We start from the raw sequence: 14030 nt of genomic DNA on the forward strand, positions 1-14030 counted from the left end.
CGGGCGGCCTGCCCGAGGGTCGGAAATTTCCTGCGAGGTTGAACCCGACCGCAGCGGCAAGGATAGTGCCATCGATCTGGTGCTGAAACTGAGCGAAGGCCCTGCAAGCTAAGAAAGGCTTGCCAGTGACTGATCTGTCGAAAGGTCGGGATCAACCGAGCGGCCTACTTCAGTTGGAATAAAAGGTATGCCGGCCTTCCGCCCACAGAAATGACCGCTTCGCAGTATTCCGGCGCGCGGCGGTGATAGGCGGCCGATACTCTGGCACCAGTTTCGCCGGGAACGCGAAGAGGACGGAAGAACTCAAAGCAGATGTCGTGATCAGGCCGGCTCGCGCATCTTTACACCGCCCGCAAATCGGATCAACTGCACACCGAACAGTACAGTATGGCACCGCCGACATGAATTGGGATGATTTCCGGATAATCTCGGCTGTTTACAGGACCGGTTCCTTTGTCCGGGCAGCGCGGGCGCTTCACATCGATGAAACCACGGTCGGCAGAAGGGTCGCGCGGATCGAGGCGGGGCTGGAGGTGCCCTTGTTCGAACCCGCAGATGGCATGCGTCGGCCGACCGCAGCATGCCTTGCCATCCTGCGCCCGTTGCATGAGATGGAAGCAGCCGCCGACAGCATCTGTCGGACATTGAAGCAACAGGATTATTCGGACCGGGTCTTTCGCATCTCGACCATTGCGGCGATCGCCGAGCACTGGCTGGCTCCGAATTTGCCCGCTTTGTTCGATGACATGCCCGAATTGTCATTGAGCATCGACAGTTCGGACGACAATGTCGACATGTCCCGTTGGGAGGCGGATTTTGCCTTGCGCTTGGGGCGTCCCAAGCGGGGCGCTTTCCTGATGCGTCGGATCGGAAAAATCGGGTTCTCTCTGGTCAGGCCCAGCGGCATGGCACCCGAGGCAGAGATTTTCGCCGCCTATCCGCAGGAGCTGGCCAATACTCCCGAGATGTTGGGCTTGTTCTCGACGTGCCCGGGGCGGACGATCCGGCTGGAGACATCCAATCTCAGCGTGATCCGCACTATGCTCGCGAGCGGTCAGGGGACTGGTGTATTGCCGGATCTGATGGTTCAGGATCTCGTCCGGCTGGACAGCGTCCACGTGACGCCCTTGCCGATTTCGCGCGATATCTGGCTGCTGTCGCAACCGCATCTGCGCAACGATCCCTTGGCCCGCAAGCTGTCGGAATGGTGTGCCGAGCTTTTCTCCGCGCACAGAGAAGATACGGGCAGCACGACCAAAGAATGAGTTGCCTCTGGCGCAGCACATCTCGCGAACAATTCTCAATGCATTGATATTTATTGATTTAATCAGGTCTCAATCGGAGATTTTAATCACTGCATTTTTGCAACCCCCACCTGCATAAAAACACATTCCGCCTTTCGAGAACTGCCCGCAGTCTGCTGCAGGAACGGGATCTGCCGATTTGACGACGCTCTGCTGAGCAGAAAATTCGCGATGCTCGTGAAGAACCGAACGAGAGGAGGCGTGCGGTGACTTCGATTGACGATTTTCAATTGCAGGCGGGTGAATCTGTCGGCGTGCCCGATTGCACCATCTTTGCGGAACCTGTGACGTCCGGCAGCCGTCTTGCCGTTCTGGGGCTCAGCCTTGCCGCCGGTCTGGCGGGCGGGCTGTTGCTTGGGAATGCGGAAACCGGCGCGGCTTTATGGGGTTGCATCGGCCTTGCAGCTTTTGCCGGAGGCGTGCTGTCGACCTGGTCGCCCTGCGGCTATTCCTCGATTTCGCTGCTGCGGCCAACCGGCAAGGGAGCGCAGGCCTTGATGGGCTGGCTGCCAACCTTTGCGATGCATGGGCTGGGCTATGCTGCGGGGACGCTGATACTTGGCACTGTGCTGGGTGCGATCGGCATGCTGGTCGGTCTGTCGGGCTTTGCCAGCGGTTTCGGCTTGGCGGTTCTGGCGCTGATCGGCCTGGCCTATGGCGCGCATCAACTGGATTTCTTGCGTGTCCCCTATCCGCAGCGCCGGGCGCAGGTGCCGCATGACGCGCGCCAGCGCTTTCCGAAATGGGTGGTCGGCGGGCTTTACGGATTGTCGCTGGGACTGGACTACCTGACCTATGTGCAGACCCCGCTGCTTTACATGATGACCGCGGCAGCCATCCTGACCGGCAATATCGCCGAGGCCATAGCCATTATCGCGCTGTTCAACCTTGGACGCTTTCTGCCGGTGGCGGTGAACCTGTTCCCGGTGACGGATTATGCCATCCAGGCATGGCTGGGCCGCCATCAGCAACGCGCGGCAATCGTGGATGGCGCGATCCTGACCGCATTGGGCACTGCCTGTGCCGTGTTGGCACTTATCTGACGCTTTACTGAACTTCTTGGCTTTTTTGCATAGCCCTCCATCCGGTGTCCCGGATGGGCCGGGTCGATACAAACTGGGAGGAAACCATGGCTCTTTCACGCAGAGCGACCATCAAGGACACCAGGCTTCTAGGCCTGTGCGCGACCTCTTTCCTGCTGGCCACGGGGCCAATCATGGTTCAGGCTCAGGAAAGCGGGGCGGCAGAGCCGGTTACGGCCACCGCGACGGCCGCCGCCGACGGGCAGACCGAGGGCCAGCGCGAGGCCGCCGAGGGCGCCCGCCAGCTTGCTGCAGGCGAGGCGGATGAACCGATCATCCTGAACGCACCCAAGCCCGATGCCCGGCGCGTCTATGTGCAGGATCCGGCGCATTTCGCCGCGATCACCCAGCAGTTTGTCATCGACGGTTCGACCGGACAGGTGCTGGGCATGACCGATGGCGGCTTCCTGCCGCAGCCGGTGACGGCCGAGGACGGCTCATTCTTTGCACAGGCCAGCACGGTGTTTTCGCGGATCGCCCGTGGAACTCGCACCGATTATATCGAGGTCTTCGATCCCGAGACCTTCCTGCCGACCGCCGATATCGAACTGCCCAAGGATGCGCGTTTCCTGGTCGGTACCTATCAGTGGATGAACGCGCTGACGCCGGACAACAAGACCTTCCTGTTCTATCAGTTCTCTCCGGCCCCGTCGGTGGGCGTGGTCGATCTGGAGAACCAGCAGTTCGCACGCATGTTGGACGTGCCGGATTGCTATCATATCTTCCCGGCCAGCCCGACCGTCTTTTACATGAACTGCCGCGACGGCAGCCTGGCGCGGGTCGATTTCTCGGGCGAGGAACCGCAGGTCACGAACACCGAGGTTTTCCATACCGAGGAAGAACTGCTGATCAACCACCCGGCCTATTCGATGCGCGTCGGCCGTCTGGTCTGGCCGACCTATACCGGCAAGATCTTCCAGATGGACCTGACCGCCGAGGCGGCCAAGTTCCGCGAGCCCATCGAGGCGCTGACCGAAGCCGAGCGCGCCGAAGGCTGGCGTCCGGGCGGCTGGCAGCAGACCGCCTATCACCGCCAGTCCGACCGTATCTTCCTGTTAGTCGACCAGCGCGACGAATGGCGCCACAAGACCGCCAGTCGCTTCGTCGTGGTGCTGAATGCCGCCACGGGCGAACGCCTTGCCAAGTTCGAAATGGGTCACGAGATCGACTCGATCAATGTCAGCCAGGATGCCGAGCCGCTGCTCTATGGCCTTTCGTCGGGCACGCAGACCCTGCATGTCTATGACGCCGGCTCGGGTGAAGAGCTGCGCAGCGTCAACCAGCTTGGCCGCGGTCCGCAAGTCCTGCTGACCCATGACATGGAGTCCTGAGATGACGGCGCTATTGCAGGAGCCCCTGATCCTCTGGACCATGCGCAGTTTCCTCGCGGCACTGTTCGCCACCGCTGCGATCTCGAAACTGACGGGAATAGAAGAGTTCTATGGCGTGGTGCGGAACTTCCGCCTGCTGCCTGATGGGCTAAGCCGGGCGGTGGCCATGGTGCTGCCTGTGGTCGAGCTGGCCGTCGCGGTGGCCTTGCTTGTGCCGGCGCTGGCCTTGCCCGCCGCCGTTGCCGCGGCGGTCCTGATGGCGGTTTTCGGCTTGGCCATCGCCATCAACGTGCTGCGCGGGCGGACGCAGATCGACTGCGGCTGTTTCCGCAACGGCATGAAACAGCGCATCAGTTGGCTGATCGTCGGCCGCAATGCTGTGCTGACGGGATTGGCGCTGGCTTTGGTTGCGCTGCACCCGGGCGCGCGTCCGGCCGGCGTGGTCGAGCTGACGACCGGCCTGATCGCCGGTGCGGTCCTGATGCTGCTTTATCTTGGTGCCTCGTTGCTGGGCGGTTTGACCGCCAGGCAGAACGCAACCTCTACAGCGAAAGGCCGCTGACATGACGTTTCTGATTGCCTCGAATATCCTGCTCTGGATCGCCTTCCTGGGCGTGACGGTGGTCATGCTGGGCCTGGTGCGACAGATCGGACTGCTGCACGAACGTTCCTCGCCCATGGGCGCGATGATCACCGATCACGGCCCGGACATAGGCGACCCGGCTCCTGAATTCGAATTGCCCGATTACTTCGGCCGCCCGGTGCATATCGGCGGGGCCTCGGCAGGGGGCAAACCGACGCTGCTGATGTTCACCGCCCCGACCTGTCCCGTTTGCGACAAGCTGTTTCCGATCATCAAATCCATCGCCAAGGCCGAAAAGATCGACGTGGTGATGGTCAGCGACGGCGCGCCTGAAGAACACGCCCGCTTTCTCAAGAACCATGAACTGGGCCAGATCCGCTATGTCGTTTCGGCCGAGATGGGCATGGCATTCCAGGTCGGCAAAATCCCCTATGGCGTGCTTTTGGATGCCGGGGGCACCATCAAGGCCAAGGGGCTGACCAACACACGCGAGCATCTGGAAAGCCTGCTGGAGGCGGACAAGACCGGTTTCGCCTCGCTGCAGCAGTTCATGGCCAGCCGCAAAAAGAACGCGGCCTGACCCGGCCGTTCCTGTCTCTACCCAAGCTGAGGGAGAAATAACGATGCTGGGGAACTTCAGATTCGATGCCATGGTCGAAAGACTGTCCCGCCGGGTAGCCGGCCGCACCAGCCGCCGTGGCGCCATCGGCCGGATCGGCACGGTGTTGGCAGGCGCGGCCATAGTGCCACTTTTGCCGGTGGACCGACGTGGCCGCGTAAGCCGCGCAAATGCCGCCTCGGCCCCCGAGGGCACCGATCCGCGTGCCAAATGGGTGCCGCAGGACAACGATGTGCAGTCCTGTGACTATTGGCGGCACTGCTCGATCGATGGCAATATCTGCGACTGCTCGGGCGGCTCGCTGACCAACTGTCCGCCGGGAACCAAGCTCGCTACCGCGTCCTGGGTGGCCAGTTGCTATAACCCGACCGATGGCCAGAGCTATCTGATCGCCTATCGCGACTGCTGCGGAGCCAATGTCTCTGGCCGCTGCCCCTGCCTGAACACCGAGGGCGAATTGCCGGTCTATCGGCCCGAGTTCGCCAACGACATCATCTGGTGCTTCGGCGCCGAGGATGACGCCATGACCTACCACTGCACCATCTCGCCAATCGTGGGCAAGGCAAGCTGATCATTTCCACCGGACGCGACCTTTGCACGGTCGTGTCCGGCACTTCCCCCAAGAGGAACCATCCATGAATTTCCCAACGAAATCGCGGTCCGTCCTGGCTGCCCTGATGCTTGCGGCGTTCAGCGGGACCGGAGCCTTTGCGGCTGACACGATCACCGTGCCCAGCGAAGCCGCGGTGCCGGTCGCCGAGGTCCCGGCAGATGCCATTATCGTCAATATCGAGAAGATGAAATACGACCAGCCCGAATTGAAAGTGAAGACCGGCGACACGGTTTATTGGATCAACAAGGAAGTCATGCCGCACAACGTCGCCTTCAAGAAGGGCGTGGTGGGTGACGAGCCCTTCAAGGGTGAGATGCTGAAGAAGGATCAGGCCTATTCCATCACCTTCAACGAAGCCGGAAGCTATGAATACCACTGCACGCCGCATCCTTTCATGCGCGCCACGGTGATCGTCGAGTGAGCAGCCGCAAAGGAGCCGGCCATGTGGATTCCCTATGACATCCGGGCCGCGCTGAAGGCGGAAAGCAGTCGTGACAGCATCCGCCTGTCGCGGGCTGACGGCCGCGTGCGGGAATTCCTGGTCGGTTTCTACCTGCGCAATCCGGTGACCCAGCTATGGGAACTGGACTTGCTGGTTCCCGGCGATACGCCGCTTGCGGGGCCGGACCCTGCCGGCATGCGGATCAGCCTGCATGGGAATGAGGGCGGCAAGCTTGCCGAGATCCTTTGTCGGCTGGATGCCGGCTCAGCCGAAGCGGCGCTGGACTGCGCCCATGCCGCTATCGAACGCCGCATCATGCGCTATCTGGTGGAAACCGGGCGCGGCACGGCGATTGCCGGCTGGCGCATTGCAGACATGTCCCATGGCGCGCGCTGGCGCTGCACGCCATTCCGCCCCAGCGCCATGCAACTGGACTTTGCCGCGCTGGCCCCAATCGAACCCGACCTTGCCCCTATTGTCGGATTGTTTCAGCGTGCTCGTAACGCGCCCGACGCAGCCAGCCGGCTGTTGGCAGGCTTTGCCGTGCTGCATGCCGCTGCAACGGGCCATGCTGCACTGGAGCATTCGGGTGCCAAGGGCCTGCGGATAAGCGAAGAGATGCTGATCCATTCCGGTGCCATCAACGCCCCCGAGGACCTTCTGGGCCTTGATCTGGCAGAGCTGATCGCGGTGCTGCGGCCGCATCACGACCGGCTTTTTGCGCCGGGAGGAGTGCTGGCCCCGCTGGCAGATGATCTGCCGGCGCAAAAGCACCTGTCGCAGCTTGCCAATCTGGCGGATCTGGTCGCGCATCGCCTGATCGTGGCCGAGGTGCGCGCCCGCACCCTTGCCGCCCGCTCTGCGCCGGCGGCGGCCGGAGGAGTCGAGGTCTGATCGCCATGGCGTTGCTGCGTCCGATTTGGGTTCTTGTGATACCGCTGTTGCTGGCCGGCGCCGTCGGCATGGTTGGTGCTGCAGCGGGGCGCGACCAGCAGGCCCTGAACGGCAATGCAACGCCTGAACTTGCCCAGCTTGGCCAGCGCCTGTTCCATGATGTCGCGCTGTCGCGTGGCGGTACGCAATCATGCGCGACCTGCCACGACCCCGAGCACGCGTTTACCGACCCGCGCGAGGGCGCCGCCGGCCGGGCCGTATCCTTGGGCGATGACGGCATGTCCTATGGCGACCGCAATACCCCCACGCTGAATTATGCGGCGCTCAGTCCGGTCTTTCACCGTGATGACAAGGGCCGGTACAAGGGCGGGCAGTTCTGGGACGGACGTGCCGACGACCTGGAGGATCAGGCCGGCCAGCCGATGCTCAACCCCGTCGAGATGGCGATGGTAGACAAGGCAGCCGTCGTCGGGAGATTGCGCGAAGACCCGGCCTATCGGGAAAGCTTTGCTGCGCTGTTCGGCCCCGACGCGCTGAACGACGTGGGGCAGGCGTTCGAACGCATCACCGCCGCGCTGGCCGCCTATCAGCGCGGCGAAGAGTTCCTGCCCTTCGATTCCAAATTCGACCGCTGGCAGCGCGGCGAGGCCACCCTGACAGCGCAGGAGGAATTTGGTTATACGGTCTTCCTGACCTGGAACTGCCGGTTGTGCCACCAGTTGCAGAAACAGGGCGTGGTTCAACGCGAGACCTTCACCAGCTTCGAGTTCCACAATATCGGCGTGCCGGTCAACCCGGCTGCCCGCACGGCCAGCGGGCTGGGCCCTGACCATGTCGATCTTGGCCTGCTGGCACGGCCAGACATTGACGATCCGGCGCAGGCAGGGCGCATCAAGGTGCCAACGCTGCGCAACGTCGCGGTGACCGGGCCCTATATGCACAACGGGGTGTTTCAGGATCTGCGCACCGCCGTGCTGTTTTATAACAAATACACCAGCCGCCGGCCCGTCTCGCGCATCAATCCCGAAACCGGCGAGGACTGGGGCACGCCCGAAGTGGCCGAGAACCTGTCGCTGGCCGAGTTGCAATCCGGGCTGATGCTGGACGGGGCACGCGTCGATGCGTTGGTGGCCTTTCTAGAGACCCTGACCGACCAGCGCTATGAACCGCTGCTGGCCGAGCAAAAGCGCGCACAGGAGGAAGTGGCTCAGTCCGACTGAAGCTATCGCCCCAAAAGGAGACGAAGATGGCATCCAGCAAGCGCAAGGTGAACCGTCGCACGGCCATGCAGGAACTTGCCCGCGGGGCGGGGGCGGTCTGTTTGGGCGGGGCCTCTCTGGCGGCGCTGGTCCATTCGGCCTCGCATGCCGATGCCCGTGCCCTGCGCCCGCCCGGAGCTTTACCCGAGGAAAACTTTCTGGCCGCCTGCGTCCGCTGCGGGCTTTGCGTGCAAGCCTGCCCATATGACACATTGTCCCTCGCAGAGTGGGGACAGGAGGCGGCAGTCGGCACCCCCTATTTCACGCCGCGCGAGGAACCCTGCTATATGTGCCGGGACGTGCCCTGCGCACGCGCCTGCCCGACCGGGGCGCTTGACCGCGACATCGTTTCGATCCGCGATGCGGACATGGGGGTCGCCGTGCTGGTCGGACACGAGGATTGCCTGAACTACAAGGGCATGAATTGCAGCATCTGCGTCCGGGTCTGCCCGATCCGGGGGGACGCCATCTCTCTTGAACCCGGCGAAGTCGACGGCCGCAGGATCCTGATCCCGACCGTGCATTCCCAGCATTGTACCGGCTGCGGCACTTGCGAGAAGCATTGCGTCACCGGCCATGCCTCGATCCGCGTGCTGCCGCGCGATCTGGGCATGGGCGGGGCCGGCCGCAACCGCGCGGGAAGGTCGGCATGATCGGGCCGCTGATCTCGGAAAACCGCCGGCTTAGCGTTCAGGCGCGGGGTTGGTGGCGTTCGCATAAATGGTGGTTGCTTCGCCGCTTCAGCCAGATCTCGCTTCTTGGCCTGTTCATGCTGGGGCCATGGCTGGGGATATGGATCGTGCGCGGCAATTTCGCCGCCAGCGACATCGCCGGCACGGTCACGCTTGCCGATCCCTATATCCTTGTGCAGGGCATCTTTGGCGGCACCTCGCCAGCCGCGCCGGTGCTGACAGGGGCGGTCATCATTGCGCTGGCCTATCTCTGCTTGGGCGGGCGGGCCTACTGTGGCTGGGTTTGTCCCGTCAACATCGTCACCGATACCGCCTTCTGGCTGCGCGAGAAGACCGGGCTGACCCGCGACCGCAAGCTGGACCGGCGCACCCGGCTGGCCATTCTGGCCGCCACCTTGCTGGCCTCTTTCGCGACCGGCACCGTGGCATGGGAATTCGTCAACCCAGTCAGCCTGCTGCAGCGGGCGCTGATCTCGGGGATCGGCTTTGGCTGGTCGATTATCCTTGCAGTGTTCCTGTTGGATCTTTTCGTTTCGCGGCGCGCATGGTGCAGCCACCTGTGCCCGGTAGGCGCATTTTACGGGCTGATCGGCCGAGCATCGCTGGTTCGGGTTTCTGCCGCGCGACGCAGCGCCTGTACCGATTGCGGAGCCTGCTTCAACATTTGCCCCGAGCCGCATGTCATCGTTCCGGCGCTGAAAGGGCAGGGAAGCCCCCTGATCCTGTCCGGCGACTGCCAGAACTGCGGTGGCTGTATCGATGCCTGTCCGACAGACGTGTTCCAGATATCCTGCCGCAAGCCGTGGATTTCCCGCATGACCGCTGATTAAACCTGCATGGTCTGCGCCGGCTTGTCGGGGCTTTCGTGGTGGTCCCGCCTATTGGAAGGCGGAAGTTTGCGCACCCGCAAGGTCAGCGATTGACTTTTATGTGATAACCGCAACAGCTGTCCGCGGTAGCTTTATGGTTAGTCCTGCTGAGAGGAATTATGGCAGATATTACAGGTACAAGCGGTAACGATAGACTTCCCGGCACCGACAGTGCGGATACAATCCGCGGCCTTGAAGGCAATGATACGCTGATCGGCGGCGCCGGCAATGATTGGCTTTATGGCGATTCCGGGGATGATATTTTCGACATTACGGCCAGCGATTTCGGTACGGACCGGTTCTTCGGCGGCGATGGCACCGACACGATCCGGCTGCAGGCCAATATCCAGGTGTCCGGCCTTCTGTGGAACAGCAGCTACCTGAACAGCGTCGAGCAATTGAATTTCAATTATCACACGCTCTCTGGCACCACCGGCAACGACACCATTGATATCAGCGGTTTCTCGGCCATCGCCGGCTATCGCATGATCAACATGGGCGACGGCAATGATATCTTTCGCGGCTTCGTGGGCGCAGACGCGGTCAACGGCGGCACCGGCAGCGACACGCTTTATGGCGGGGCTGGCAACGACACCCTCATCGGCGGCGCCGGAAACGACTCGCTTTATGGCGATTCCGGGGATGATATTTTCGATATTACGGCCAGCGATTTCGGTACGGACCGGTTCTTCGGCGGCGATGGCACCGACACGATCCGGCTGCAGGCCAATATCCAGGTGTCCGGCCTTCTGTGGAACAGCAGCTACCTGAACAGCGTCGAGCAATTGAATTTCAATTATCACACGCTCTCTGGCACCACCGGCAACGACACCATTGATATCAGCGGTTTCTCGGCCATCGCCGGCTATCGCATGATCAACATGGGCGACGGCAATGATATCTTTCGCGGCTTCGTGGGCGCAGACGCGGTCAACGGCGGCACCGGCAGCGACACGCTTTATGGCGGGGCTGGCAACGACACCCTCATCGGCGGCGCCGGAAACGACTCGCTTTATGGCGATTCCGGGGATGATATTTTCGATATTACGGCCAGCGATTTCGGTACGGACCGGTTCTTCGGCGGCGATGGCACCGACACGATCCGGCTGCAGGCCAATATCCAGGCGTCCAGCGTGCTGTGGAACAACAGCTACCTGAACAGCGTCGAGCAATTGAATTTCAATTATTATTCCATTTCCGGCACCAGCGGCAACGACCGTATCGATATCAGCGGAGTTTCAGCTATCGCCAGTTATCGCACGATCAACATGGGCGAAGGAAATGACGTTTTTGTAGGCTTTGGTGGCAGCGATTACGTCGATGGTGGGGCCGGCAACGATACGCTGAATGGTGGAGCCGGCAATGACACATTGACTGGCGGAGCCGGCAATGACGTCCTGAATGGCGGGTCTGGCAACGATGTCTTCACTATCACCAGCAGTGATTTCGGCACCGACAAGATCGACGGCGGCGCCGGGACCGACGCAATACGGTTGCAGACCAGTATTCAGGTGTCGAGCCTGCTGTGGAACAGCAGTTATCTGAAGAGTGTCGAGCAACTGGACTTCAATTACTACAACATCTCTGGGACCACCGGCAATGATCGCGTCGATCTTAGCGGGTTTACGACGGTTTCAGGTTATCGGATGATTAATCTGGGCGACGGTAATGACGTCTTTATCGGTTACGGCGGCAACGATAACGTCGACGCCGGCGCGGGCAAGGACACGCTGGTCGGCGGTGCGGGCAATGACACGTTGAACGGTGGCGCAGGCGTCGATACCACTAGCTACGCATCGGCAACGGGTGCCATCAAAGTCGATTTGCGGGTGGCTACGGCCCAGAACATCGGCGGGGGTCAGGGCAATGATGTGCTGCTTAGCATCGAAAACCTGACCGGTTCGAAATACGCGGACCAGTTGATCGGCAGTGGATCCGCCAACCAGTTGGTCGGCGGCGCGGGCAATGACACGCTGAAGGGGCTGGGTGGCAACGACGTTCTGAACGGCGGTGCTGGAAACGATCGCCTCGAAGGTGGCGCCGGCAACGACGCGCTGACCGGCGCGGCGGGCAATGACCTGCTGATCGGCGGGGCGGGCAATGATACGCTGAATGGCGGCGCGGGCGTCGATACCGCCAGCTATGAGACCGCAACGGGTGCCATCAAAGTCGATCTGCGGGTGGCTACGGCCCAGAACATCGGCGGGGGGCAGGGCAGTGATGTGCTGCTTGGCATCGAAAACCTGACGGGCTCGAAATATGCAGACCAGTTGATCGGCAGTGGATCCGCGAACCGGTTGGTCGGCGGTGCAGGCAATGACACGCTGAAGGGGCTTGCCGGCAATGATGCTCTGAACGGCGGCGCTGGAAACGACCGCCTGGAAGGCGGCGCGGGCAATGACACGCTGAACGGTGCGGCGGGAAAAGACCTGCTGACCGGCGGGACTGGTAAAGATAACCTGACCGGCGGGACTGGGGCCGATACGTTCGTCTTCAACACCATTCAGGAAGCCGGAAAGGGTGCAACCCGGGATGTCATCACCGACTTTGTCGCGGGCACGGATACTGTCCAGCTTTCTTCGATCGATGCGAATACCTCGGCCAGCGGCAACCAAGCCTTCCACTGGAGCGGCGCTCAGGCCAGCGCTTATGGGGTGTGGAGCGTGCAGTCCGGCGGCAATCGGGTTGTCCGCGGGGATGTCAACGGCGACGGGGTCTTTGATTTCGAAATCCAGCTGAATGGTGTGTCGCATCTGACGGCGGATGATTTCATCCTGTAGGCGGATCGAATATTCCGATGATGCTTGGACGATTACGTCCGGTTTGGCAGGGTGACGAACCTTGCCAAGCCAATTTCTTTTGAACCCGGCAAGGGAATGTCCTGAGTTCAGCGTGTCTGACCCGTTCCATGCCGGGTTCTGCCGCCACCATGCGGGCCATCTGGATCGGGCTCGGCTAGCCAAAACGCTTCGGCATGCCGGTTCTGCCGCCAATCCTTCCATCTTCCGGATCCCGGCAGCGGCAGCAACCTTTTCGACAGCATTCCGGCACGCTGGTATCCCGAAACTGCGTCGCCGCAGGTGTTCAGGGTCTGGCGACCTCGGGGCCCGGGCTTGTTTCGGGGGTAAGGGCATTGCTGACCAGCGCCGCGGCAGCCGGATTATCGCGCAGCCCCAGCATCACATCCTCCAGCCGTTCCGGATAGGCGGTCGGGAAGGTCCAGTAGCGGGTGCCCACCTCGCCCTTGCCCATCTCCAGCGCGCGGTCGGCGGGGGGCAGATGCCCAAGCAGCATCAGCAGCACGTCGCTGCTGACCCAAGGGTCGTCATACCAGAAGGTATGCGACCGGGTGGACAGCCCGTCCATATTCTCGGGCCGGACGCGTATGACCTCCAGCCCGTTGTCGCGGGATGCATCAAGCAGGAAGTCTGTCGCCTCGGGTGTCAGCTCCGCCATGTCGGGCCGCCCGGCGCGGGATGATCGGGTGACGACCTGCGCCAGCCGCAGCGCGCTGTCGTTAAGGTTGACCGCTGCGCTGACGCGCCGGGCGATGTGGATATAGTCCTCAAGGTCGGCAACAAAGGCACGGAAATTGACGTCGGGCGCAGCGTGATAGACCTCGCCCAACCTTGGGGCGGGGGCGCCTGCCGCCACCGCACGGCCAACAATAGCCGCGCCTTCCGACCCCACGGTTCCCCCCGCGCTGTAGGTGAAAAGATCGATGTTTCTGGCGCGCGTGTGCGCAGAAAGCAGCGTCACCAGCCGCGCCAGTTGCGGGGCTGCGCCAAGTGCGGTTTGCAGGTCGCGGGGATAGCGCATAAAGTTCTCGGCCGTCGGCCAGGCGAACAGCACGACGACGGAATTGCGCCCGGTGAAATGCATAAGCTGTGCAGCCTGTCCCGCTGCACGCTCGACCGTGGTGTTGGCGCCGTGGACATAGATGATGACATCCGGGTCGGCGGCTTTGCCGATGGCACTGTCTACGCGCGCGAACCAGTCCAGCGCCTGCGGTGAAAGCTCGTCGCCCGAGATGGTCGCATCTTCGCGCATCGTCTCGAGGTTCAGGAACGGCCGCTCGCTATCCTCGGCAGAGGGGGAGGTCGAAAGCCCGTAAAGCCATTCCCAGGTTTGGCCCGCATCGCCTGCCCGAACGGTGGAAACACCCAGATGCAGGTCTGTTGACGGCGCGACGGTGTAGATGCGGCTGGAGGCAGGGCCGACCGGCAGACGGTTCGTGGCGTAAAACACCTCCATCCGCGTATCCGCAGGCGGCGTTGGCTGCGCGGCGAACAGGTTGGTGCCGTCACGCAGAAAGACCTGCGGCGCCGGCATCAGGCGCATG

The 14030-nt window shown here is 62.2% G+C and carries 13 protein-coding genes; 12 read left to right on the plus strand and 1 reads right to left on the minus strand.

Going from position 1 to position 14030, the window contains the following annotated elements:
• The first annotated feature begins 317 nt into the window (after nt 1-317).
• The 12 genes from JWJ88_RS20975 (at nt 318) to JWJ88_RS22035 (ending at nt 12468) form a co-directional block, all read left to right on the plus strand.
• Nucleotides 318-1265, plus strand: coding sequence for a LysR family transcriptional regulator (locus tag JWJ88_RS20975; protein WP_240200396.1), 948 nt, complete (start codon nt 318-320; stop codon nt 1263-1265).
• A gap of 245 nt (nt 1266-1510) precedes the next feature.
• A complete protein-coding gene (locus JWJ88_RS20980) occupies nt 1511-2347 on the plus strand; it encodes a methylamine utilization protein MauF (RefSeq protein ID WP_205297125.1) in 837 nt (278 codons plus the stop codon).
• Nucleotides 2348-2520: 173 nt separating this feature from the next.
• Nucleotides 2521-3717, plus strand: a complete 1197-nt coding sequence (mauB, locus tag JWJ88_RS20985; RefSeq protein ID WP_205297152.1) for a methylamine dehydrogenase (amicyanin) large subunit — start codon at nt 2521-2523, stop codon at nt 3715-3717.
• 1 nt (nt 3718) lies between these two features.
• Nucleotides 3719-4279: a MauE/DoxX family redox-associated membrane protein gene (locus tag JWJ88_RS20990; protein ID WP_205297126.1), complete on the plus strand. Its 561-nt coding sequence runs from the start codon at nt 3719-3721 to the stop codon at nt 4277-4279.
• 1 nt (nt 4280) lies between these two features.
• On the plus strand, nt 4281-4880 hold the full coding sequence (gene mauD, locus JWJ88_RS20995; protein WP_205297127.1) for a methylamine dehydrogenase accessory protein MauD: 600 nt from the start codon (nt 4281-4283) through the stop codon (nt 4878-4880).
• Between the two features lie 43 nt (nt 4881-4923).
• Nucleotides 4924-5490, plus strand: a complete 567-nt coding sequence (mauA, locus tag JWJ88_RS21000) for a methylamine dehydrogenase (amicyanin) small subunit (protein ID WP_205297128.1) — start codon at nt 4924-4926, stop codon at nt 5488-5490.
• A 64-nt stretch (nt 5491-5554) separates the two neighbouring features.
• On the plus strand, nt 5555-5953 hold the full coding sequence (locus tag JWJ88_RS21005) for an amicyanin (protein WP_205297129.1): 399 nt from the start codon (nt 5555-5557) through the stop codon (nt 5951-5953).
• Nucleotides 5954-5974: 21 nt separating this feature from the next.
• Nucleotides 5975-6868, plus strand: coding sequence for a methylamine utilization protein MauJ (mauJ, locus tag JWJ88_RS21010; protein WP_205297130.1), 894 nt, complete (start codon nt 5975-5977; stop codon nt 6866-6868).
• A 5-nt stretch (nt 6869-6873) separates the two neighbouring features.
• Nucleotides 6874-8088, plus strand: coding sequence for a cytochrome-c peroxidase (locus JWJ88_RS21015; RefSeq protein ID WP_205297131.1), 1215 nt, complete (start codon nt 6874-6876; stop codon nt 8086-8088).
• A 26-nt stretch (nt 8089-8114) separates the two neighbouring features.
• Entirely contained in the window at nt 8115-8780 is a 666-nt protein-coding gene (gene napG / locus JWJ88_RS21020; RefSeq protein WP_205297132.1) for a ferredoxin-type protein NapG, read from the plus strand.
• Nucleotides 8777-9649, plus strand: coding sequence for a quinol dehydrogenase ferredoxin subunit NapH (napH, locus tag JWJ88_RS21025; RefSeq protein ID WP_205297133.1), 873 nt, complete (start codon nt 8777-8779; stop codon nt 9647-9649). The genes napG and napH overlap by 4 nt, the downstream gene beginning before the upstream one ends.
• Before the next feature lie 158 nt (nt 9650-9807).
• Nucleotides 9808-12468: a calcium-binding protein gene (locus tag JWJ88_RS22035; protein ID WP_205297134.1), complete on the plus strand. Its 2661-nt coding sequence runs from the start codon at nt 9808-9810 to the stop codon at nt 12466-12468.
• 304 nt (nt 12469-12772) lie between these two features.
• Here the strand turns inward: JWJ88_RS22035 and JWJ88_RS21035 are convergent, their stop codons facing one another.
• Nucleotides 12773-14029: an alpha/beta hydrolase gene (locus JWJ88_RS21035; RefSeq protein ID WP_240200398.1), complete on the minus strand. Its 1257-nt coding sequence runs from the start codon at nt 14027-14029 to the stop codon at nt 12773-12775.
• Between the last annotated feature and the right edge of the window lies 1 nt (nt 14030).

The organism is Paracoccus methylovorus (assembly GCF_016919705.1).
Classification (GTDB): Bacteria; Pseudomonadota; Alphaproteobacteria; order Rhodobacterales; family Rhodobacteraceae; genus Paracoccus; species Paracoccus methylovorus.